The sequence below is a fragment of the Ruegeria sp. BC3 genome, from assembly GCF_056539265.1.
Map to the genome: position 1 here is coordinate 472698 of NZ_JBQFUP010000003.1, position 21701 is coordinate 494398.

20 protein-coding genes are annotated in these 21701 nt (G+C 58.7%); 13 read left to right on the forward strand and 7 right to left on the reverse strand.

Features of this window, described 5'->3' with window-relative positions:
* Nucleotides 1-15 precede the first annotated feature (15 nt).
* Complete coding sequence (locus tag ACR0MV_RS11260; RefSeq protein ID WP_480702177.1) at nt 16-759, forward strand: rhomboid family intramembrane serine protease; 744 nt, start codon at nt 16-18, stop codon at nt 757-759.
* 7 nt (nt 760-766) lie between these two features.
* On the opposite strand, the gene ACR0MV_RS11265 is transcribed toward ACR0MV_RS11260, so the two are convergent.
* Entirely contained in the window at nt 767-1588 is an 822-nt protein-coding gene (locus ACR0MV_RS11265; protein WP_480702178.1) for an IclR family transcriptional regulator, read from the reverse strand.
* A gap of 190 nt (nt 1589-1778) precedes the next feature.
* Between ACR0MV_RS11265 and bhcA the strand changes: the two genes are divergently transcribed.
* From bhcA to bhcD, 4 genes are all read left to right on the forward strand, one after another.
* Nucleotides 1779-2969, forward strand: a complete 1191-nt coding sequence (gene bhcA / locus ACR0MV_RS11270; RefSeq protein ID WP_480702179.1) for an L-aspartate--glyoxylate aminotransferase BhcA — start codon at nt 1779-1781, stop codon at nt 2967-2969.
* A 10-nt stretch (nt 2970-2979) separates the two neighbouring features.
* Nucleotides 2980-3954 (forward strand): beta-hydroxyaspartate dehydratase BhcB, encoded by a 975-nt coding sequence (gene bhcB / locus ACR0MV_RS11275; protein ID WP_480702180.1) that lies wholly within the window; start codon nt 2980-2982, stop codon nt 3952-3954.
* A 12-nt stretch (nt 3955-3966) separates the two neighbouring features.
* A complete protein-coding gene (gene bhcC / locus ACR0MV_RS11280; RefSeq protein WP_170422978.1) occupies nt 3967-5130 on the forward strand; it encodes a 3-hydroxy-D-aspartate aldolase BhcC in 1164 nt (387 codons plus the stop codon).
* Between the two features lie 81 nt (nt 5131-5211).
* Nucleotides 5212-6201, forward strand: a complete 990-nt coding sequence (bhcD, locus tag ACR0MV_RS11285) for an iminosuccinate reductase BhcD (RefSeq protein WP_480702181.1) — start codon at nt 5212-5214, stop codon at nt 6199-6201.
* Nucleotides 6202-6256: 55 nt separating this feature from the next.
* On the opposite strand, the gene ACR0MV_RS11290 is transcribed toward bhcD, so the two are convergent.
* Entirely contained in the window at nt 6257-7042 is a 786-nt protein-coding gene (locus ACR0MV_RS11290) for an inositol monophosphatase family protein (protein WP_480702182.1), read from the reverse strand.
* Nucleotides 7043-7138: 96 nt separating this feature from the next.
* Nucleotides 7139-8044 (reverse strand): LysR family transcriptional regulator, encoded by a 906-nt coding sequence (locus tag ACR0MV_RS11295; RefSeq protein ID WP_480702264.1) that lies wholly within the window; start codon nt 8042-8044, stop codon nt 7139-7141.
* A gap of 94 nt (nt 8045-8138) precedes the next feature.
* Here ACR0MV_RS11295 and metF point away from each other — a divergent pair, with 94 nt between their 5' ends.
* On the forward strand, nt 8139-9005 hold the full coding sequence (gene metF / locus ACR0MV_RS11300) for a methylenetetrahydrofolate reductase [NAD(P)H] (RefSeq protein WP_480702183.1): 867 nt from the start codon (nt 8139-8141) through the stop codon (nt 9003-9005).
* Between the two features lie 167 nt (nt 9006-9172).
* A complete protein-coding gene (locus ACR0MV_RS11305; RefSeq protein ID WP_480702184.1) occupies nt 9173-9823 on the forward strand; it encodes a J domain-containing protein in 651 nt (216 codons plus the stop codon).
* A gap of 51 nt (nt 9824-9874) precedes the next feature.
* On the opposite strand, the gene ACR0MV_RS11310 is transcribed toward ACR0MV_RS11305, so the two are convergent.
* Complete coding sequence (locus ACR0MV_RS11310; protein WP_475204863.1) at nt 9875-10393, reverse strand: YHS domain-containing (seleno)protein; 519 nt, start codon at nt 10391-10393, stop codon at nt 9875-9877.
* 250 nt (nt 10394-10643) lie between these two features.
* Here ACR0MV_RS11310 and yghU point away from each other — a divergent pair, with 250 nt between their 5' ends.
* Nucleotides 10644-11522 (forward strand): glutathione-dependent disulfide-bond oxidoreductase, encoded by an 879-nt coding sequence (yghU, locus tag ACR0MV_RS11315; protein WP_475204864.1) that lies wholly within the window; start codon nt 10644-10646, stop codon nt 11520-11522.
* 35 nt (nt 11523-11557) lie between these two features.
* Here yghU and ACR0MV_RS11320 read toward each other — a convergent pair whose 3' ends face one another.
* Nucleotides 11558-12346: an SseB family protein gene (locus ACR0MV_RS11320; RefSeq protein ID WP_170422992.1), complete on the reverse strand. Its 789-nt coding sequence runs from the start codon at nt 12344-12346 to the stop codon at nt 11558-11560.
* Nucleotides 12339-12926, reverse strand: coding sequence for a uracil-DNA glycosylase family protein (locus ACR0MV_RS11325; protein WP_480702185.1), 588 nt, complete (start codon nt 12924-12926; stop codon nt 12339-12341). Before ACR0MV_RS11325 ends, ACR0MV_RS11320 begins: the two co-directional genes overlap by 8 nt.
* A gap of 230 nt (nt 12927-13156) precedes the next feature.
* Between ACR0MV_RS11325 and ACR0MV_RS11330 the strand changes: the two genes are divergently transcribed.
* Genes ACR0MV_RS11330 through ACR0MV_RS11345 form a run of 4 tightly spaced genes read left to right on the forward strand, consistent with a single transcriptional unit; the run spans nt 13157 to nt 17718 of the window.
* Entirely contained in the window at nt 13157-13816 is a 660-nt protein-coding gene (locus ACR0MV_RS11330) for an ABC transporter ATP-binding protein (RefSeq protein WP_170422996.1), read from the forward strand.
* Nucleotides 13794-15368, forward strand: a complete 1575-nt coding sequence (locus tag ACR0MV_RS11335; RefSeq protein WP_480702186.1) for a KpsE/RkpR family capsule polysaccharide export protein — start codon at nt 13794-13796, stop codon at nt 15366-15368. The genes ACR0MV_RS11330 and ACR0MV_RS11335 overlap by 23 nt, the downstream gene beginning before the upstream one ends.
* 5 nt (nt 15369-15373) lie before the next feature.
* A complete protein-coding gene (kdsA, locus tag ACR0MV_RS11340) occupies nt 15374-16207 on the forward strand; it encodes a 3-deoxy-8-phosphooctulonate synthase (RefSeq protein ID WP_480702187.1) in 834 nt (277 codons plus the stop codon).
* A 14-nt stretch (nt 16208-16221) separates the two neighbouring features.
* Complete coding sequence (locus tag ACR0MV_RS11345; protein ID WP_170423002.1) at nt 16222-17718, forward strand: phosphomannomutase/phosphoglucomutase; 1497 nt, start codon at nt 16222-16224, stop codon at nt 17716-17718.
* Between the two features lie 44 nt (nt 17719-17762).
* Here ACR0MV_RS11345 and ACR0MV_RS11350 read toward each other — a convergent pair whose 3' ends face one another.
* Nucleotides 17763-19721: an AsmA family protein gene (locus ACR0MV_RS11350; RefSeq protein WP_170423004.1), complete on the reverse strand. Its 1959-nt coding sequence runs from the start codon at nt 19719-19721 to the stop codon at nt 17763-17765.
* A gap of 94 nt (nt 19722-19815) precedes the next feature.
* Here ACR0MV_RS11350 and rimO point away from each other — a divergent pair, with 94 nt between their 5' ends.
* Complete coding sequence (gene rimO / locus ACR0MV_RS11355) at nt 19816-21204, forward strand: 30S ribosomal protein S12 methylthiotransferase RimO (RefSeq protein WP_480702188.1); 1389 nt, start codon at nt 19816-19818, stop codon at nt 21202-21204.
* Nucleotides 21205-21701: the final 497 nt, after the last annotated feature.

Consider the following 21701-nt stretch of genomic DNA (forward strand, 5'->3'; position numbering starts at 1 on the left):
GCCCAGCGTCCCCCCATGTTTCCGATCCGTGACCATAACCCTTCCGGGCGCACACCTTACGTTGTCTATCTGTTGATGGCAGCCAATATCCTGATTTTCCTCAGCTATGTGGGGATCATGCATGATGCCCGGCTGATCAATCAGCTGTATTACGACTACGCAGTCATCCCTGCGCGCATTACGGACGGGTTCGCGTTCGATACTCTGGTCACCTCGATGTTCCTGCATGGTGGCTGGATGCATTTGGCCGGAAACATGCTGTTCCTCTGGATCTTCGGCGACAACCTTGAAGATGAGATGGGCCACCTGCCCTTCCTATTGTTTTATCTCGTGGCCGGGGTGGGTGCAGGCCTGATCCACGTCATGACAGCCCCGGGCTCAGTTGTGCCGACGATTGGAGCCTCTGGCGCGATTGCAGGGGTCATGGGCGGCTACCTGTTGCTGTTTCCGAAGGCCCGCGTCGATATCCTGCTGATCCTGATTGTCTATTTCCGCATTTTCGCGATTCCGGCTTTTGTCATGCTGGGGCTTTGGCTTGCCATCCAGTTCTTTGGCAGCCTGGCCAGCAACCCTGACGAAGGCGGGGTGGCCTACTGGGCCCATACGGGCGGATTTTTTGTTGGGCTTATCTTGTGCATCCCACTTTGGCTGCGGCGCGGCGGCACCGGGTTTTGGAGCCGCACGCACGGCCATCCGCCGCATCCTGAGAAAAAATACAACCTGTCTCAGTCCCGTATTCCACGTATCCCCCGCAGATAAACTGATCTTATCGGGTCGGGTTGTGACCTCCGCTGAACTGCGTGATTTCAAGCGCCGCCGCCAGAACCAATTCGCCAAGCTCAGGAGCTCGATCCGTGCCAAACCGTGCTGTCGGGCCCGAGACGGAAATCCCCGCGCATGGCTCGCCCCGGTCGTTGAAAATCGCAGCACCAATGCAGGACATGCCCTCGTACCGTTCTTCGCTGTCATGCGACCAACCACGTGTGCGTGTCTCGGCCAGGTCCTTCTGTAACCCCTCACCGGGCGTGAGCGTACTTGCGGTAAACGCAACCGGACTCGCAGCACCAAGCGTCTTGGCCAGCGCCGCTTCGCTCAACGCCGCGAGGATCGCTTTGCCGGTACCAGAGGCATACATTGGTGTTCGCGCGCCCGGCGGAAAAAAAGCGCGGATCGGATTTGGCGTCTCGACCTGCCCGACAAAAACCACCTCTGCCCCGTCTGGCACGGCGAGGTTGGCGGTTTCGCCGCTATCCTGCATCAGACGCCGCAGGATTGGCCGACCGATCTCAATGACGCTATTGCGGCGCAGAAAGGACGCGCCCGTCCGGTACGCCTCGATCCCGATCATCCATTCCTGACGTTCGTCGTCAAAAGCCACGAATCCGTGCTTCTGCAAAGTCGTCAGTATGCGGTGTGTGGTGGCCGTTGGCACATCAACCTCGCGCGCCAGATCGCTCAGCGCTGCGCGCTCTAACCGCGCGACCGAGGTCAATACGCCCAGCGCCCGGTCCAGCGACTGCATGGTCCCGGCCGAGCTTTCCTTGAACAGCGATTTAGGCCTGCCGCGCGGCCTTTTCTGAGTGTTCATTCTTTGCTTCGCCCTCTTTTGATCCGACTCTTTTTGAACCGCCGAATTTGGCAATTCAAAAATGAAAAACAGAAAATGTCATAAAAACAGTGCTTTGATTATTTAATCTCTAAAATGAAAATATTTTTCAAGAAAATTGCGTAAAGGGAGGTTTTCCCGGACACTTGTCTCCGAAGCGGAGGAACAAGTGATGTCCAACCAAAACCCAGTTTTTATTCCGGGCCCGACGAACATCCCGGATCGGTTGCGTCTGGCGATGCAGGTGCAGACGCAGGATCACCGCGCGCCGGACTTTGTTGAGACGTTTGCTCCTGTTCTGGAGGACACCAAGCGCGTGTTTGGCACCACCTCGGGTCAGGTCATTACCTTTCCGGCCAGCGGCACGGGCGGGTGGGAGGCTGCGGTGACCAATACGCTCAGCCCCGGCGACAAGGTTCTGGTTGCGCGTTATGGCATGTTCAGCCATCGCTGGATCGACTTGTGCCAGAGGCATGGGCTGGATGTTCAGATCATCGACTGCCCATGGGGCAGCGGCGCACCGGCAGACAAGTTTGCCGAGACTCTGGCCGCTGACAAGGCCCATGAGATCAAGGCGGTTCTGGTCACCCATAACGAGACGGCGACCGGCGTGCGCTCGGATATTGCGGCCGTGCGCCAGGCGATGGATGCCAGCGCCCATCCGGCGATGCTGTTTGTGGATTGCGTCAGCTCTCTGGCCTCGATGCCGTTTGAATTTGATGACTGGGGCGTGGATATCGCAGTTTCCGGCTCGCAGAAGGGCTTTATGCTGGCGACCGGCATGGCGATCCTGTGCGTCAGCCCCAAGGTGCTGACGGCGATGGAGAGCGCCCAACTGCCGCGCACCTTCTTTGACTTCCGCGACATGATGAACGCGAACGCCTCGGGCGGCTTTCCCTATACCCCGCCGCTGCAGCTGATCTACGGCATGGGCGAAAGCCTGAAGATGCTGTTCGAGGAAGGGCTCGACAACGTCTATGCCCGCCACTTCCGTCTCGCCGAAGGCGTGCGCAAAGCCACCGCCGCCTGGGGGCTGGAGCTGGTGGCGCAGTCGCCCGATCTCTACTCGGACACCGTCAGCGCGATCTATGTGCCCGAAGGCTTCGACAGCAATGCGCTGACAGATCACGCGTTCAACGCCTATGGCGTCAGCTTTGGCATTGGTCTGGGCGAGATGAACGGCAAGGCCTTCCGCATCGGCCATCTGGGCAGCCTGACGGATGTGATGGTTCTGTCCGGTCTGGCCACGATCGAAATGGCCATGGCCGATCTGGACTACCCGATCGAACTGGGCAGCGGTGTCGCGGCAGCGCAGGAGTATTTCCGCGCAGGTCATGCCACTCCCATGCAATCCGCAGCGTAAGGAGGCCCTGATGTTGGATTCAATGACCACAGCCGATTGCCTGACCCTCGCCGATATGCGCGAGGCGCATGAGCGGATCAAACCGCATATCAACCGCACCCCGGTGTTGCGGTCCGACTATCTGGACGATCTGACCGGCGCGCAGCTGTTTTTCAAATGCGAGAACTTCCAGGAGGCTGGCGCCTTCAAGGTGCGCGGGGCCTGCAATTCGGTCTTTGGCCTGAATGATGAGGCCGCCGAGCGCGGGGTTTGCACGCATTCTTCCGGCAACCATGCGCTCAGCCTGTCTTATGCCGCCGGCCGCCGGGGCATCCCCTGCAACGTCGTGATGCCACGCACCGCGCCGCAGGCCAAGAAAGACGCGGTGCGCCGTTATGGCGGGATCATCACCGAATGCGAGCCCTCGACCACCTCGCGCGAGGCAGTGTTTGCCGAAGTGCAGGCCCGCACGGGCGCCGAGTTTGTGCACCCCTATAACGACCCGCGCGTGATTGCGGGGCAGGCAACCTGCTCGGCGGAACTGCTGGAGCAGACCGATGGGTTGGACGCAGTGGTTGCACCGATTGGCGGCGGCGGCATGATCTCGGGCACCTGCCTGACCCTTTCGAACCTCGCGCCCGAGGTGCAGATCTATGCCTCGGAACCGGAACAGGCCGATGATGCCTATCGCAGCTTCAAGGCCGGTCATATCATCGCCGATGACGCGCCGGTCACCATCGCCGACGGGCTGAAAGTGCCGCTGAAGGAAAACACCTGGCACTTTGTGTCGAACTTCGTGAGCGACATCCACACCGCCAGCGAAGACGAGATCATCGCCGCGATGAAGATCACCTGGAAATACCTGCGCATCGTGATGGAGCCCAGCTGCGCCGTGCCGCTGGCCACCATTCTGAAGCACCCCGAGGTGTTCAAAGGCAAACGCGTCGGCGTGGTCATCACCGGCGGCAATGTGGATCTGGACAAACTGCCCTGGATCAAGGGCTGAGGAGGAAGCGAGATGAATATGCCTGTGAATATCGATCAGCTTGAGGTCGGCTACGACATCCCCGCCGCCATCGGCATGGACGCATCCGAGATCCAGACCCCGGCACTGGTGCTGGATCTGGACGCGCTGGAGCGCAATATCAAAAAGATGGGCGATTACGCCAAGGCCCACGGCATGCGCCACCGGGTACATGGCAAGATGCACAAATCGGTCGACGTGGCGCGGCTGCAGGTCGAGCTAGGCGGGGCCTGCGGCATCTGTTGCCAGAAAGTGTCCGAGGCCGAGGTGTTTGCCCGGGGTGGTATCAAGGACGTTCTGGTGTCCAATCAGGTGCGCGACCCGGCCAAGATCGACCGGCTGGCGCGCATGCCCAAGCTGGGCGCGCGCACGATCTGCTGTGTTGACGATATCGCCAACGTCGCTGATCTGTCCGAGGCCGCGCAGCGCCATGGCACCCAGATCGAATGTCTGGTCGAGATCGACTGCGGCGCAGGCCGCTGCGGGGTTACCACCACGCCCGAGGTCATCGCCATCGCCAAAGCCATCGACGCGGCCCCGGGGCTGAAGTTTGCGGGCATCCAGGCCTATCAGGGCGCGATGCAGCACATGGACCTGTACGCAGACCGCAAAGCCAAGATCGACATCGCCGTGGCGCAGGTCAAAGACGCCGTCGACGGGCTCAAGGCCGAAGGGCTGGACTGCGACATTGTCGGCGGTGGCGGCACCGGGTCATACTACTTCGAAAGCACCTCGGGCGTGTATAACGAACTGCAATGCGGCTCCTACGCCTTCATGGATGCCGATTATGGCCGCATCCTCGATGAGAACGGCAACCGCATCGACCGCGGTGAGTGGGAGAACGCCTTCTTCATCCTCACCAGCGTCATGAGTCACGCCAAGGCCGACAAGGCCATCGTGGACGCCGGCCTCAAGGCCCAGTCGGTCGACAGCGGCTTGCCGGTGATCTTCGGACGCACGGATGTGGAATACGTTAAATGTTCCGACGAGCACGGCGTGGTCGCCGACCCGGATGGTGTTCTCAAGGTCAATGACAAGCTGCATCTGGTGCCGGGCCACTGTGACCCGACCGCCAATGTGCATGATTGGTATGTGGGTGTTCGGAACGGCAAGGTCGAAGCGCTTTGGCCGGTCTCTGCCCGCGGCAAGGCCTACTAAGCCGCCGCACATGCGTCCTGGGCGGCAGTTCTCCCTTCCCCTGCCGCCCGGACCTGCACCCCAGAGCTTAAGGAAAAGGTCATGAAAGATATGACAGACAAACCCCTGCTGATCGTCGGAGAAGACCTCTGCCAACAACTGGTTGGCCGCGCCGAGGCGTTTGACGCGGTGCAGGACGTCTTTGCCGCCATGGCGCGTGGCGACGCCTATAACTTCCCGGTCATTCGTGAGGCCATCGGCTATGCCGACGCTTTGTACGGCTTCAAATCCGGCTTTGATCGGACTGGTCAGGTGCTGGGCGTCAAATCCGGCGGCTACTGGCCGGGCAATATGGACAAGGGCCTGACCAACCACCAGTCCACCGTCTTCCTGTTCGACCCCGATACCGGGCGTCTCTCGGCACTGGTCGGCGGCAACTACCTGACCGCCGTGCGCACCGCTGCCTCATCTGCAGTTTCCATCGCGCATCTGGCCCGCACCGACGCCAAGGTTCTGGGCATGGTCGGCGCAGGCCACCAATCCGCCTTCCAGCTGCGCGCCGCTGCCGAGCAGCGCGACTTTGAAAAAGTCGTTGCCTGGAACCCGCATCCCGACATGCTGCCCCGTCTGGGCGCGGTCGCCAACGAGATCGGACTGGAGTTCGAACCCGTCACCCAGGAAGAACTGGGCGCGCAGGCCGATGTCATCATCACCATCACCTCGGCCTTTGAACCGCTGCTGATGAAAGGCTGGATCAAACCCGGCACCCATCTGGCCTGCATGGGCACTGATACGAAGGGCAAGATGGAAGTCGACCCGGCACTGGTCGCCTCGGCCACCGTGTTCACGGATGAGGTCGCCCAATCCATCACCATCGGAGAGGCCCAGCACGCCATTGCAAACGGCGCCCTCACCGAGACCCAAATCACCCCCATCGGCGCCGTCATCAATGGCGACCATCCGGGCCGCACCAGCGCCGAGGAAATCACCCTGTTCGACGGGACAGGCGTCGGACTGCAAGACCTCGCCGTTGCACACGTCGCCGCTCGAATGGCCGATGAGAATGGGCTGGCTGAAACGGCCATACTCTGAAACGAAAAAGCGCGCCTAATACGGGGCGCGCTTACTCAATCGGTCGGTCGAGGTTTCAGCCCCGGATCACCTTGGCGAATTGGTCAAAAATCGGCTCGTTCGAGCAGATCACTTCGCCATTTTCCAGCACACTGCCTTCGGGGTTCAGTGCCTGAACAAATCCGCCTGCTTCTTTCACGATGATAATCCCAGCAGCCAGATCCCAGGCGTTCAGACGGCGTTCCCAGAACCCCTCGTAGCGGCCAGCGGCCACATAGGCCATGTCCAGAGCAGCCGCGCCCCAGCGGCGCACACCAGCACAGGCAGGCATCAGGCGCGCTAGATCCTGCAGGGTCGCAGGCAGATCGGAACGACCACCAAATGGCAGACCGGTCGAGAAAATCGACTCGATCATACGGTTACGGCCCGAAACCCGGATACGAGTGTCGTTCATCCACGCGCCCTCGCCTTTCTCGGCAAAGAACATCTCATCTTTGGCGGCGTCATAGATCACACCAGCGACGATCTTGCCTTTGTGTTCCAGAGCGATCGAGATTGCCCAGTGCGGCAGACCGTGCAGGAAGTTTGTGGTACCGTCCAGCGGGTCAACGATCCAACGGCGGGTTGGGTCTTCGCCGTCAATCGCACCACCTTCCTCGGCCAGCCAGCCATAGGTCGGACGTGCGCCCAGCAGTTCCTCTTTCAGGATCGCCTCGGCAGCAATGTCAGCTTTGGACACAAAGTCGCCCGCACCCTTCATCGACACCTGAAGGTTCTCGACTTCACGAAAATCCTTGACCAAAGAACGCCCCGCTTTGCGCGCGGCTTTGATCATGATGTTGAGGTTTGCACTGCCAACCATTGTCCAAAGGCTCCTGTACGGTCAAACCGCGCGTATACTGATGCAAAGCGCCCTTGCCAAGAGGAATGATGCGCATAGCAGACCCGTATTTTGCGCCTACTGCTGTTGCAGCTTGCGCGCCTCGGTTCCAGCCAGTTGGATCAACTCTTGCACGTAGGGTTTTTCAAGGTCCTCGGTCCGCACCGCCGCGTAGAGCCTGCGAGTGATCCCGTCTTTGGTCAGAGGGCGGGTGACGTAGTCCGAGTTGTACTTGACCTCACGCACAACCCAGTCGGGCAGAACGGACACGCCGCGGTTAGAGGCCACCAGCAATAGGATCACAGCCGTTAGTTCGACCTGACGGATCGCTGCCGGTTCGACCCGCGCAGGGATCAGCAACTGGCTGAAAATATCCAAACGCGTGCGTTCGACAGGGTAAGTGATCAGGGTTTGACCCCGGAAATCCTCGGCCTCGATGAACTCTTTCTGGGCCAACGGGTGGGATGAGGCCGCGACGAACACGGCGTCATAATCAAAAAGCTCGATAAACTCGATACCCAGCAGATCTTCGGGATCGGACGAGACGACCAGATCGACCTCTTCTTTCTGCAAGGCAGGCAGGGCGTCAAACGCCAGACCGGGACGGATATCGACATCGACGTCCCCCCAGGATTTCCTGAAAGATTCAAGCACGGGGAACAGCCACTCGAAACAGGCATGGCATTCGATAGCGATGTGCATTCGTCCCGTACGCCCATCGCGCAGGGACGAGAATTCCTGTTGCGTGGCTTCAACTTGCGGCAAAATCTGTTCGGCCAACCGCAGCAGGCGCAACCCGGCTGCCGACAGCTTCATCGGCTTGGACCGGCGCAAGAACAACTCAACGCCCGCTTGATCCTCCAATCCTTTGATCTGATGGCTCAGCGCGGATTGGGTGATATTCAATTGATCCGCCGCACGGGCGAGACCACCGCATTCATGGATCGCCTTAATTGTGCGCAGGTGTCGGAATTCGATGTGCATTGAAGCAAGACTCATGTTGTTCTTGAATATTATGAGTTTGTCTCACATGACCCGAGGTGGCACAAGGTCCGAGACGCAAGTTTATGAGGCCGAGATGACCAAGCCAGAAATTTCATTCGAGTTCTTTCCGCCCAAAACCCTCGAAGCCTCTTTCCGCCTTTGGGATACGGTTCAGACGCTGGCACCGCTGGATCCGCGCTTTGTCTCGGTGACTTATGGCGCGGGCGGAACGACACGGGAACTGACGCGCGACGCTGTTGCGACGCTGCACAAATCCTCCGGCCTGCCGGTCGCTGCGCATTTGACGTGCGTCGATGCCTCACGCCAGGAAACGCTGGAAATCGCGGACACTTTTGCGCGCGCCGGCGTGCAGGACATTGTGGCCCTGCGGGGCGATCCGCCGAAGGGTCACGACCGTTTTGAGCCTCATCCCGAAGGTTTTGCCAACTCGGTCGAATTGATTGAAGCCCTGGCGGAAACCGAGATGTTCAGCATCCGCGTCGGCGCCTATCCGGATATTCACCCCGAAGCACCCAATGCGCGGTCTGACGTCGATTGGCTGAAGGCCAAGCTGGATGCAGGCGCAGACGAAGCTTTGACCCAGTTTTTCTTTGAAGCCGAAACGTTCTTCCGGTTCCGCGACGCCTGCGAAAAGGCTGGAATCAACAAGCCCATCGTTCCCGGAATTCTACCGATCGAGAACTGGAAAGGCGCTCGGAACTTTGCCAAACGTTGCGGCACGCAAATCCCTGACTGGGTTGAGCACGCGTTTGAAAAGGCCATTCGTGACGACCGCGAAGACTTGCTTGCGACGGCCTTGTGCACCGAACTGTGTTCGGACCTGACCGACGGCGGCGTGGACAAGCTGCATTTCTACACGTTGAACCGCCCCGAGCTGACGCGCGACGTGTGTTTTGCCCTTGGCATCACACCCAAAGCCGAGCTGCAAAATGTGGCCTGAATAGGTCGGGGGCGCGTCGTTGCCACATGCGCGCCTCAGACCGCAAGGACAATCGAGGCACCCAACCGACATTGTTCGCGTAGCTACCTCAATTTCGTAAGAAAATTGACAAAACTGTCACCCTGTTCAAACTGAATTTGTATCGGTTTTGTAATGAGTTTTTGGGTATGGAATCTGCAGAAAAGATCAAAGCCCGCACAGAGGCCTTGTATGCCCTGGGATTGGATCAAAGCGCCAGCTCAGATGATATTCGCAACGCCTGGCGGCATATCGCGTTTCATGGGCATCCTGATCAGGCGCATGGCGACTGTTCCGGGTTCACACGCGCTAAAGAGGCCTATGACCTTTTGCGCAAGGAAGGGTTTGCCAACAAAGGAAGCACCACAGGCAAACCGCGACGCCCAAAGTTGCGCCGTCGCATCATCACCCTGGAGACCTCCGACATCGACGCTTGCCGGGCGCTGCTGAACACCGCCTTGCCCGACAGAACGGGCGACGACGATTTCTCGGACGCGGAACTCATGTGCAAGTCCGACCATGTCCCGGATGCAGTGGGCTTCTTTGGACGACACCTGACCTTCTTTGTTCCAACGCCGGTCCATCAGGGGCCAAACCGCGTCGCGTTGCCGACATCGGTTCTGGCCGGATCACGCCGGACTGAAACCGAAGTCCTGAACTTTCAATCCAACGATTCCGGGTCGGGCGAGGTCGTCGTTCCGGACAACATCACCGCGAGAAAGTTTCCCGGAGCCAAAAGCGTTCGGATCAGGTTCGATGCCGATCAGCAGATACGCGATGAGTTCTGGCTGGCCCATTAACGCAAAAAGCCCGGCTGAACTTTGCCGGGCTTTGGTTTGGTGAGTGGCCACTTAGTTGGTGATCGGGCCTTCCGAGGTAAACTTCGGGATTACGCTGGTCGAAGCACCGTCGCCTTCGATACCGGGCCAGTTGCCTTCGGCAATATTGATGTTGCCCGGTACGTCTTCTTCCCAAAAGCCAACCACGACATCTGTGATGTTCAGGTACAGCTTGTCATCGACAATGCGCCACAGGTTCGGGTTTGCCGGAACCTTGCCACCTTTCGACACGCCATAGGCGCAATGCCCGTCGTATTGCGGCGCATAAAAGGCGGGATTTTCCAAGAACTTGTCACGGTTTTCTTCGGTCGCAAACGCCCAGGTGGCGCCATTGTACTCTGCAGTGATGTCGGCATTGCCACGCACGCCTTCGGGCTGTGACTGTCCGACCGGAACTTGATCCAGGCTGCGATAGGCAACAACGTCATATCCGGAAACGGCAAATCCGGTGCCGTCCACATATTGGTCACCAGCAAAGGCTGGAGCGGCAAAAGTCAGCGCCGCAGCTACAGTCAGGGCAAAACGTTTCATGGTGGTCGGTCCTTTTGTCCTCGGGGTTGTTGATCTGCCCGAACATGCGGGTCTGACCATACAATAGGTGATTCACATCCGATGCGCAGTCCTGCTCGCGGCGCTGTGACGTCGGATGAGAAAACGTGAGAGGTTAAGTGAGGAATGTTACAAAACAGCCGCCGCGTTGGGGGTTGGACTCGGTGGCTTGCAACATTAGCTGTTGTGACGGACGGACAATTCACATGCACTTTGCACAGAAAGGCAAGAAATGAGCGAGCAACCGACCTATACGCCCCCAAAGGTCTGGACCTGGGACAGCCAAAGCGGCGGCCAATTCGCCAACATCAACCGCCCCATTGCCGGTGCCACCCACGACAAAGATCTGCCGGTTGGGCGTCATCCGATGCAGCTGTATTCACTGGCAACGCCAAACGGCGTGAAAGTCACCGTGATGTTGGAAGAGTTGCTGGCCCTGGGCCACGAAGGTGCGGAATACAACGCCTGGCTAATCAATATCGGCGAAGGCGATCAGTTCAGCTCGGGCTTTGTCGAAGCGAACCCGAACTCAAAAATCCCCGCCCTATGGGATCGTTCGGGTGACGAACCGTTGCGCGTATTCGAGAGCGCTTCGATCCTGTTTCACCTAGCCGAAAAATTCGGTGAGTTCCTGCCCAAATCTGGCCCGGAGCGCACCGAGGTCATGAACTGGGTTTTCTGGCAGATGGGCAGCGCGCCTTACCTAGGTGGCGGTTTTGGCCATTTCTACGCCTATGCGCCTGAAAAATGGGAATACCCGATCAACCGCTTCGCGATGGAGACCAAGCGTCAATTGGACGTTCTGGACCGCGAACTGGCCGACAAGACGTTTATCGCGGGCGAAAACTACACCATCGCCGACATGGCGATCTGGCCTTGGTACGGCCAGTTGGTACTGGGCCGTCTCTACAGCGCTGCTGAGTTCCTGGACGTTGAGTCGTACAAAAACGTTATGCGTTGGGCCAAAGCCATTGACGCCCGCCCGGCGGTACAGCGCGGCCGCATGGTCAACCGACCCTTTGGTGAGTTGCACACGCAGCTGCACGAGCGTCACGAAGCAAGCGATTTTGAAACCCGCACGCAGGACAAACTGGAAGCTGCTGCGGAATAGTCAAAAAGAGCCCCGCGATCATCCTGTCGCGGGGCTTACTTCAGAATTGGCGGTTTTTCCGGGTCACTGCCTGGTATCGTCTGAGTCACCACACGCGCTTCGGGTTGTGGCAGATCGAACCGCAAACCGACCCGCGCCAATGAGGCCGCCACCTGATCATGTGCGCGGAAAAACCCGACATCCATAGCCCCCGCTTCGATCCCAGAAAACGTCAACGCCTCGGACGCGGCTTTGGCCAAGGCAGGCTCTGCCCCTTCGACTGCACCGATGAACCCCAGCATATGACCCGCACCACCGCCCTTGGATTTTGTTCCAACCAGATAGGCCGCCTCGGCTAAGCCAATAGCTGTGGCAAGCTTTGCGTCTAATGCCGTCAGCAGATCATCAGGCAGACCTGCAGGGGGCAGGAACTCTTCCAACTGCTGCTGAACTTCTTCTGGGCCATGCTGCAAGGTTTCAGCCAACCAGCCCAGCGCCTCAGCCGGGATCAGCATCGAGGACGGCGCGACTTCAAGGTTCAGCCCAAGTCCGATCCCCTGCCCGGCCAGCATCGCAGACAACACGCGCCCCGAAAGCGCCACATACGGAACAGGACGCTCGGCGAACCGCGCAAGCCGGTCCTCGCGATCAAACGCCAGAACAAAACGACCATCCGCAACGTCGAACAATTCCGGAGAGATATTTTCGCCCTTCGCTTCCTCGGTCAGCAGCAGGAACAATTCGCTGTCGGCCAGCCGTTCAAAGAACCGCAAACGCGCCGCATCGTCCTGCGGATCAGCGGTCATCGCCCCGTGGGCATTATCCAGAGCCGTGGCTTCAGTCATTAAGAACCTCTTGCACCCGCGCACGCAGAACCGGCAGAAGGTCGGCTTGGAACCACGGGTTTTTCTTCAACCATGCCGTATTGCGCCACGACGGATGAGGCAAGGCAAAGACGCGCGGCGCATGGTCTCGCCAGTTGCGCACCGTCTCGGTAACTGAGCCGCGGGCGTTCAGGTGGTATTTGTGAGCATGTCCCCCAACCAGTATCGTTAGAGGCACCTCACCCAAGGTTTGCATGACCCTGCCATGCCAGGTCTCTCCGCAGACAGACGGCGGCGGCAAATCCGCATTTCGTGCGTCATACCCCGGAAAACAAAAGGCCATGGGGACAATCGAAACCCGAGACCTGTCATAAAACACTGCCTCATCTATCCCGAGCCAGTCCCGCAGACGATCGCCTGAGGGATCAGTGAATGGCCGCCCCGAGGCATGCACCCGCGCGCCCGGGGCCTGTCCCGCAATCAGAACAGGCGTTCCGGCGCGAAACCAAACCACAGGACGGGGTCGGTGCGCCGTTTGCGTTGCAGCGAAACGGTCAGCGCAGATGCGGCACGCGGCGATCTCTTTCTCAAGCGAATTCATCAGATAGCAAGGTTTCCTGCATCAAACTGGTTGACGGTCACGGTGAAAGATAGTCAACGCAAGGCATGGGTCCAACAGATGTAAAAGTCACATTGCCAACAGCACGCCTGTGGATACATTGATCATTGCCGTCAAAATTCGACATAATGTGGCCCATATAAACAGGTAGGAACGCCCCTCTATCACCGGTGCGACCGGACCAACGAAAAGGTGCAAGCAGCAGGCCCCGAATGCTTGAGTTTGAGAATGTCAGCAAGTCCTTCTGGACCGGGACGCGCCGCAAGGTGATCCTGGACAATGTCTCGTTCCGGGTCGAACTGGGGCGCTCGGTTGGCATTCTGGCACCCAACGGCACTGGAAAAACCACCCTGATCAACATGATGGCGGGGCTGGAAAAGCCTGACGAAGGCGTGATCCGAAAATCCTGCCGCGTCTCCTTTCCGATGGGGTTTTCCGGAGGTGTGGCAAACAAGCTGTCGGCTTTGGAGAACTCGCGCTACGTTGCCAATATCTATGGGATGGATCCCGATTACGTTGAAGCCTATTGCAAGTGGCTTTGCAACTTGGGTGATTACTTCGACCAACCATTGGCAACCTATTCCAGCGGTATGAGGGGGCGCTTTACCTTCGCCCTCATGCTGGCGCTGGATTTCGATATGTACCTTATCGATGAAGGCATGCCCGCATCCACGGATGTGGAGTTCAACCGAAAGGCCGGGGATATCCTACGGGAAAAACTGCGGACCACGACGCTTGTGATCGTGTCGCACAGCCCCTCGGTGCTGGAAAAATTTGCACAAGAAGCGGCCGTTCTTATGGACGGTCAGCTTTATATGTTCGACACCTTGGAAGAGGCCAAGCAGCTATATGACTACCAAACCCAAGGCTAGTATCTACAACTGGCGACGCAAACGCCGCAGCGAGGGAACGGAAGAAGCCCGCGCCGACGCCATCTCGCGTATTCGCAAGGCAACGCAGCCAGCCGAAGCGGCCAATGACCCGCAGCCGGGAACCGAAATTGATGCCATCAAGCGCGAAGGTCTGACAGGACGTCAACTGCGGATCGCGCGCCGGTTAGCACAGAAAAACGGTCTGGCTGCGACGTCCGACTATGATGCCGTGCGGTTGCTGCGCCAAAAAGGGATCGACCCCTTTCATCGCGCAAACTTGCTTAACCTGGCGGGGGATAAGACGGACTCGGACGACCAATCAAAAGGCAAGATTAGAATTCATTTGCCGCAGACCGTCAGCGAGAGCGGTGAGACCTTGCCCGGGCCCGAGATGTCCCCGGCCCAACGGCGCGAGCGGGAAATTGACGAAATACGGAAAGACATCGCACGCCGCCGACGCCGCAAATTGCTTACGCTGTTTGCCCGCCTCGCGGTTTTTGTCTTCTTGCCGACGTTTATTGTGGGGCTCTATTTCTATCGTATCGCGACACCCATGTACGCCAGCGACTCGGCGTTCTCTATCCTACAAGCTGACGGCGGCGGAGCGTCGTTTGGCGGCTTCCTCGCGGGCACTCAGTACGCGACGGCCCAGGATTCGGTGGCCACACAAGAGTTTCTGGAGTCCAAGGACGCCCTGCTGAGGTTGGAGCGTGACATGGGCTTTACTGAAATCTTCGAGCAAGACTGGATCGACCCGATTCAGCGCCTTGCGCCAGATGCAACGCTCGAAGAGACGTACAAGTTGTACAAGCGGATGATTACGATCGGATATGACCCAAGTGACGGCATCATCCGAATGGAAGTTGCAGCACCCAACCCCGATATCGCGGTCGCAATCTCGAATCGTTTGCTGTCTTACGCTGAAGAACGGATCAACGGCCTGACCGAGTTGAAGCGCGAAGACCAAATGCGTGATGCTTTGGCGGGGTTTGAGATGGCGCAAAAAGAACGCCAGAAAGCGCAAGAAGACTTGATTGAGCTTCAACTCCAGGGGGCGGTTCTCGATCCTGAAAATGTTATTATAAGCCTGCGTTCCCGGATCGACGGACTTGAAACGCAACTGCAGGAAAAAGAACTTCAGCTCGCCGCGCTGCTGGACAACCTGCGCCCCAACCAGGCCAAAGTTGACGGTGCGCGCGCAGATATTTCGCGTCTGGAAGACGCGCTGGAAGAATTGAACGCGGAAATGCTGGACGTCTCGGCTGGCGAAAATTCGCTGGCACGGCTGAGCGTGCGCATTCAGATTGCTCAGGCTGATTTGGCAGCCCGGGATATGATGCTGCAGACGGCCATGCAGCAAATGGAGACCACACGGACTGAAGCCAACCGAAAAGTGCGCTATCTGACGGTATCCGTAAATCCGGTTCCAAGTCAGGATCCCACCTACCCGCGCAAGTTCGAAAATACAATTTTGGCTTTTCTGTTGTTTGCTGGTATCTACCTGATGATCTCGCTTACCGCGTCGGTCCTTCGTGAACAGGTATCCTCGTAAGACACATGAAACATGTAAAAATCTCCGATCTGACAGTCGGTAATGATCTGCCGCTGACGATCATTGCCGGCCCCTGCCAGCTTGAAACCGCGGATCATGCGCAAATGATCGCTGGCGCAATGAAAGAAGCCTGCGATGCCGCTGGCGCGCAGTATGTCTTTAAAGCGTCCTACGACAAAGCGAACCGCACATCTCTATCGGGCAAGCGCGGGATGGGCATCGATGCAGGGCTGAAGGTGCTGGATGACATCCGTTCGGGCATGGGTATCCCGGTCCTGACGGACGTCCATACCGAGGCCCAATGCGCCATCGCGGCCGAAGCTGTGGACGTATTGCAGATCCCGGCTTTTCTGTGCCGCCAGACCGACATGCTGCTGGCTGCTGGCAACACGGGCAAAGCAGTGAACGTGAAAAAAGGTCAGTTCCTGGCCCCCTGGGAAATGGGCAATATCGTTGACAAGGTAGAAAGCACCGGTAACCACAACATCCTTCTGACCGAACGCGGAACGTCCTTCGGCTACAACACCTTGGTGGCCGATATGCGCGGTTTGCCGCAGATGGCCAAGACGGGCTATCCGGTTGTGATGGATGCGACCCATTCGGTACAGCAACCTGGCGGCAAAGGCGGATCTTCAGGCGGGCAGCGCGAGTTTGCTCCGGTAATGGCGCGCGCAGCGGTGTCTTTGGGCATAGGCGCCGTGTTCATTGAAACCCATCAGGACCCGGACAACGCCCCATCTGACGGGCCAAACATGATCCCTCTGGACCAGATGCCCCATCTGATTGACACACTGATGCGCTTTGATGCATTGGCCAAAGCAAATCCGATCCAGATTTAAGTACGAGCAATAGCATGACCAAACCCATCCCCGAGGTGACACCAAACACCTGGAGTTTTTTGCGCGACCCCATGATCAAACCGACGGGCTTTCGTGAATATGACGCCCGTTGGAAATACCCCGAAGAGATCAACTTGCCCGGAGTGACTGCACTTGGTCTTGGTTTGGGCACGCAGATGCGCAAACGCGGGATCGACCCTGTAATTGCGGTTGGCAACGACTATCGCGACTACTCTTTGGCGATTAAAAACGCACTGATCCTGGGGCTGATGCAAGCTGGCATTCAGGTCAAAGATATCGGCCCGGCACTTAGCCCAATGGCCTATTTCGCCCAGTTCCATCTGGACGTTCCTGCTGTGGCCATGGTCACGGCCAGCCATAACCCCAACGGTTGGACCGGGGTCAAAATGGGTTTTGACCGTCCGCTGACCCACGGCCCGGATGAGATGTCGGAACTGCGCGACATTGTCCTGAACGGCGAGGGCGTAGCCCACGAAGGCGGGTCGTATGAGTTCGTCGATGGCGTGAAAGAGGCCTATATTGACGATCTGGTGGGCGACTTCAAAATGTCTCGCCCGTTGAAAGTCGTCTGCGCCACCGGAAACGGAACTGCCTCGGCCTTTGCTCCGGAAATCTTCGAGCGTATGGGCGTCGAAGTGGTGCCCAGCCACAATCGGCTGGACTATACCTTCCCCAACTACAACCCCAACCCCGAAGCCATGGAGATGCTGCACGACATGGCCGACAGCGTGAAATCCAGCGGTGCCGATCTGGCCCTTGGCTTCGACGGCGACGGCGACCGCTGCGGTGTTGTGGATGACGAGGGTGAAGAGATTTTTGCCGACAAGGTCGGCGTGATCATGGCCCGCGACCTTGCCAAGCTGTACCCGAACTCGACCTTCGTGGCCGACGTGAAATCGACCGGCCTGTTCGCCAGCGACCCCGAGTTGCAGGCGCATGGCGTGAAAGCGGATTATTGGAAAACCGGCCACAGCCACATGAAACGCCGCGTCAAGGAAATCAACGCTCTGGCGGGCTTTGAGAAGTCGGGGCACTACTTCCTGGCTGAACCCATCGGACGTGGTTATGACTGCGGCATGCGCGTCGCAGTTGAGATCTGCAAGCTAATGGATCGGAACCCGGACAAAAGCATGTCGGATCTGCGCAAGGCCCTGCCCAAAACCTGGTCGACGCCGACCATGTCACCCTACGCGGCTGACACAGAAAAATATGACATCCTGAAACGGCTGGTCGACAAGTTGGTCGCCAAGGCAGACGCCGGAGAGAGCTTTGCCGGTCGCGCAATCAAAGAAGTCGTCACCGTCAACGGTGCTCGGGTCATTCTGGACAATGGCAGCTGGGGTCTGGTTCGCGCGTCCTCGAACACTCCGAACCTAGTGGTGGTCTGCGAAAGCAGCGAAAGCGAAGATGAAATGCGTGCGATCTTTGCTGATATCGACGCGGTCATTCGCACCGAACCCGGTGTTGGCGACTACGACCAGACGATCTGAACACTCTGTCGTTTCGGGGCCAGGGCGGCCCCGGAACGTTCAGGTCAGTTGCCGCCGAAAAGCTTCAATAGCCCTTTGTTCAACTCGTCTTCCAACTTGTTCTTGATGGCGTCTTCGATCTGATCACTGTCGGTGATCGTTGTGTCCAGCTCGTTCCCGACCTTTTCGAAAACCTTCTGCTTGGCTTCGTCTTCAAGCTCTTTGGCTTTTCCTTCTGCCGCTGCTTCAATCACTTTGGTCAGGTCGGGTCTGATGGACGGGTTGCTCCATGGTCCGACGATCCGAACAGGCACCGCGATGCCGTTGCCCGAGTTGGCGCGAAGGGCAACGGGCGTGAACAGATAGTCGATGTCACGATTACCAATACCGACACGACCCGAACCGTCCGCCCGAAAGTTGTCCAGCGACATCAACAGATCATCATTGCGCAAAACCCCCTGATCAATGTTGAAGCTGGCGGACAGGCTGTTGAACGCGGTCGTCCCGGCCTCACCCCCGCCCCGTCCCATCAGGCGGTCCAAGTCAAAGCCCGAGATCACGCCCCGGCCCACATCGACACGGCCCTTACCGCTGAGCGAGCGCATGATCTGATCTTCGGTCTGCCCTACCCCCAGAAACTCGAATGACCCAGACCCGGTGCCCGACAGGCGTTCGATACCGCCCAAGGTGGACAGGGCTTGTTGAACGTTGATTCCATCCGCGGTCAGATTGCCGCCGACAGACAAACCATTGCGATTGTTCGCCACGACCTGTCCGTTCAACTGGCCTGAGAACAAAGTGGCCGGGTTCATTTGCAAAACAGCGCGCGACCGATCCAGGTTCAGCGTCAGATCGCTGGGCCCCAGCGTCAGCCCCGGAACTGCAATGGAATTGGCCTTGAGGCGGATTTTACCGTTCGCCAGAGCCAGCGCAGAGGCATCTATCGGCGCGGTCGACCACCCTTCGTTCTGTGGCGTCGCGGGCGACGCTTGCGACGCACCACCGGTGGCCGCACCATCATTGAAACGGCTGAGGTCCAGATCACCTGCATCCAACCGTGCCGTAATCTGAGGCGGATCCGAGATCACGATATCCGCTTCACCCGTCAGTCGGTTGTCATCCAGCTGCGCCACCATATTGCGCAGCGAAATCCGCCCGTCCTGAGTGTACGTCATCTGCGCGGAAACATCCGCCGCACGCCCCAGCCCCAAGGGTACGCCCATTCCGGCCTGCCCGAACGCGGCCAGCATACGCTCTGTGCTGGTCGTTTCGGCGCGCAGGCTACCGGCCATCTCGCCGGCAAGATTGACCCGGCCATCAAAGGCGAAATCTCCGCCGGGCGCTGTGAGCGTCAAATCCAACGGCGTTACGACACCCGAGGCATAAGCGGGCAGGTCCTGAATACTCAGATCCACATCGACCGCCCCACCGGGAGCCGCCATCTGGGCCTGAACTTTCAAGGGGGCGGCGATGTCCGGCCAACTGGCGGCCAGATCGACATTGGCAAAATCGAACTTGGTCGCGCCATTTTCGATGTACAGAAGACGCGCGTTTGTAAGTTTCAGGTGATCCAGTGTCACCTCTCCTTGCTGCCCTTGCGGGACCGCTCCGCTGGTCGTACTGGCCGGGGCAACGGTTTCCGGTGCCGACAGCTCCCAGTTGCCGCGACCGTCTGACAGTTCCAGCCGCAGAACGGGGTTTTCCGCAATCACGCGTTTGATGCGCAGGTCACCGGAAATCAGGGCCGAGGCGTCTACCCCAACGGCCAGGCTCTCGGCGCTCAGCATCGGCTCAGGCCCGGCCCAGGGCGCATTCCCAAAGGTCACGGGACCGGTTTCCATCCCCAGCACCGGCCAAAAGGACAGATTGACGTCACCGGTCAGCTTCAGATCACGGCCGGTTTGCGCGCGAACCTGCTCGGCCAGAATCGTGGCCAGCTTGTCGCCCGGCATCAGCAACAGCGCGCCGATTATCAGCCCAAACACCGCCACTAACAGGAATAGAATGCGCAACAGCCACTTCATTTTCTGCTCTCCGCCTTTTTCATGCGTTTAAAAAGATCATCCAAAGCCTGCGTCGCATTTGCAAGGGGAAGCGTTCCCCACTATATGCCCGGCCATGACCACGAACCCGCCAAACCTCCGCCCCGACCTGGCGCCTGCCGCCCGGATGCCCGAGACGCCACGTTCGAACCAGCCGACGATCGGTATGGTCTCGTTGGGCTGCCCTAAGGCCCTGGTCGACAGCGAACGCATTCTGACGCGCCTCAGGGCCGAAGGTTACGGCATCTCACCGGATTATTCAGGCGCGGATGCCGTGATCGTGAACACTTGCGGGTTCCTCGACAGCGCCAAGGCCGAGTCTCTGGACGCGATTGGCGAGGCGCTGGTGGAAAACGGCAAGGTCATTGTGACGGGCTGTTTGGGGGCCGAGCCGGACTATATTCGCGAACATCACTCGCGCATCATGGCGGTCACCGGGCCGCACCAGTATGAACAGGTGCTGGACGCCGTGCACCAGGCGGTGCCGCCCGATCCTGATCCTTTCGTGGACCTGCTGCCCGCCGCAAGCGTGCAGCTGACGCCGCGCCACTACAGCTATCTCAAGATTTCCGAGGGCTGTAACCACAAGTGCAAGTTCTGCATCATTCCGGACATGCGCGGCAAACTGGCCAGCCGCCCGGCCCATGCCATCCTGCGCGAAGCGGAAAAGCTGGTCGATAACGGTGTGCGCGAGCTGTTGGTGATCTCGCAGGATACTTCAGCTTACGGGCTGGACCGGAAGTACGACGTGAACCCGTGGAAAGATCGCGAGGTGCGCAGCCATATCACCGATCTGGCGCGTGAACTGGGGCAGTTGGATGCCTGGGTTCGGCTGCACTACGTCTACCCTTACCCACATGTGCGCGAGCTGATCCCGCTGATGGCCGACGCGGGGTGCAATGTGCTGCCCTATCTGGATATCCCGTTCCAACACGCCCACCCGGACGTTCTGAAACGCATGGCGCGCCCCGCTGCAGCGGCCAGGACACTGGATGAGATCGCCGCTTGGCGCGCGACGTGCCCCGATATCACCCTGCGCTCGACCTTTATCGTAGGCTACCCGGGCGAGACCGACGCCGAGTTCCAGACCCTGTTGGACTGGATGGATGAGGCGCAACTGGATCGGGTCGGCTGCTTTCAATACGAAAACGTGGATGGCGCGCGGTCCAACGATCTTCCGGATCACGTCCCTGCCGAGGTCAAGCAAGAGCGCTGGGAACGCTTTATGGAGAAGGCGCAGGCAATCTCTGAGGCCAAGCTGGCGGCAAAGGTTGGCCGGACCCTTGATGTGATCGTGGACGAGATCGATGATGAGGCGGCCACCTGCCGCACCAAGGCAGACGCGCCCGAGATTGATGGCAACCTGTTCATTGACGAAGGGTTCGAAGACCTAAAACCCGGTGACATCGTGTCGGTCGAAGTTGACGAGGCTGGAGAATACGATCTGTGGGGTAAGTTGCGTTGACGCACCCCGCCCGATCACTCCGGATCGGAGAAGCGTGAGCCAAGTTCATTTGGATTCTGCTCAAAATTGGCGGACTATGGCAGGGCACTTCGTTACAGAAGTAGGAGGGTCCGATGTCTTGTCTGCATTCCATTGCAGCTACATGTGCCGCTGCGGTCATTGCCACGCATCTTTTTGCGGCACCAGCATTAGCCAACGGTTACGGCTCTAGCTCAGGAGGGTTTCTTTCCGTACGCTCGGGGTCAGTGACCTTGCATATTCGCAGTACGCATCCCGTGAACCGCTACTACGCCACGCCCAAAGTCTACGTGCGCAAATCCAAGCCGAAGGGCTATGATCTCAAAGGGACACCGAAGGTTCATTACCACAAGACGAAACCGCGAGTGTACTACACAAAGCCTGTCAGGAAAAAACATCGCCGGTCTTTCGGTCATTACAACAGATGGCCTTCTCCGACTTATTTCCCGCCGCTTTACGGAACCAAAAGCCGGCAGCTC

Excerpts from the sequence above, each read along its gene's own strand:
- ACR0MV_RS11265 (WP_480702178.1), bottom strand. The coding sequence starts at position 1,588 with ATGAACACTCAGAAAAGGCCGCGCGGCAGGCCTAAATCGCTGTTCAAG.
- bhcC (WP_170422978.1), top strand. The coding sequence starts at position 3,967 with ATGAATATGCCTGTGAATATCGATCAGCTTGAGGTCGGCTACGACATC.
- ACR0MV_RS11335 (WP_480702186.1), top strand. The coding sequence starts at position 13,794 with ATGACTACCAAACCCAAGGCTAGTATCTACAACTGGCGACGCAAACGC.
- ACR0MV_RS11295 (WP_480702264.1), bottom strand. The coding sequence starts at position 8,044 with ATGCACATCGAATTCCGACACCTGCGCACAATTAAGGCGATCCATGAA.
- ACR0MV_RS11350 (WP_170423004.1), bottom strand. The coding sequence starts at position 19,721 with ATGAAGTGGCTGTTGCGCATTCTATTCCTGTTAGTGGCGGTGTTTGGG.
- ACR0MV_RS11330 (WP_170422996.1), top strand. The coding sequence starts at position 13,157 with ATGCTTGAGTTTGAGAATGTCAGCAAGTCCTTCTGGACCGGGACGCGC.
- yghU (WP_475204864.1), top strand. The coding sequence starts at position 10,644 with ATGAGCGAGCAACCGACCTATACGCCCCCAAAGGTCTGGACCTGGGAC.
- ACR0MV_RS11290 (WP_480702182.1), bottom strand. The coding sequence starts at position 7,042 with ATGGTTGGCAGTGCAAACCTCAACATCATGATCAAAGCCGCGCGCAAA.
- rimO (WP_480702188.1), top strand. The coding sequence starts at position 19,816 with ATGACCACGAACCCGCCAAACCTCCGCCCCGACCTGGCGCCTGCCGCC.
- ACR0MV_RS11345 (WP_170423002.1), top strand. The coding sequence starts at position 16,222 with ATGACCAAACCCATCCCCGAGGTGACACCAAACACCTGGAGTTTTTTG.
- ACR0MV_RS11320 (WP_170422992.1), bottom strand. The coding sequence starts at position 12,346 with ATGACTGAAGCCACGGCTCTGGATAATGCCCACGGGGCGATGACCGCT.
- bhcD (WP_480702181.1), top strand. The coding sequence starts at position 5,212 with ATGAAAGATATGACAGACAAACCCCTGCTGATCGTCGGAGAAGACCTC.
- ACR0MV_RS11305 (WP_480702184.1), top strand. The coding sequence starts at position 9,173 with ATGGAATCTGCAGAAAAGATCAAAGCCCGCACAGAGGCCTTGTATGCC.
- ACR0MV_RS11310 (WP_475204863.1), bottom strand. The coding sequence starts at position 10,393 with ATGAAACGTTTTGCCCTGACTGTAGCTGCGGCGCTGACTTTTGCCGCT.
- bhcB (WP_480702180.1), top strand. The coding sequence starts at position 2,980 with ATGTTGGATTCAATGACCACAGCCGATTGCCTGACCCTCGCCGATATG.
- kdsA (WP_480702187.1), top strand. The coding sequence starts at position 15,374 with ATGAAACATGTAAAAATCTCCGATCTGACAGTCGGTAATGATCTGCCG.
- metF (WP_480702183.1), top strand. The coding sequence starts at position 8,139 with ATGACCAAGCCAGAAATTTCATTCGAGTTCTTTCCGCCCAAAACCCTC.
- ACR0MV_RS11325 (WP_480702185.1), bottom strand. The coding sequence starts at position 12,926 with ATGAATTCGCTTGAGAAAGAGATCGCCGCGTGCCGCATCTGCGCTGAC.
- ACR0MV_RS11260 (WP_480702177.1), top strand. The coding sequence starts at position 16 with ATGTTTCCGATCCGTGACCATAACCCTTCCGGGCGCACACCTTACGTT.
- bhcA (WP_480702179.1), top strand. The coding sequence starts at position 1,779 with ATGTCCAACCAAAACCCAGTTTTTATTCCGGGCCCGACGAACATCCCG.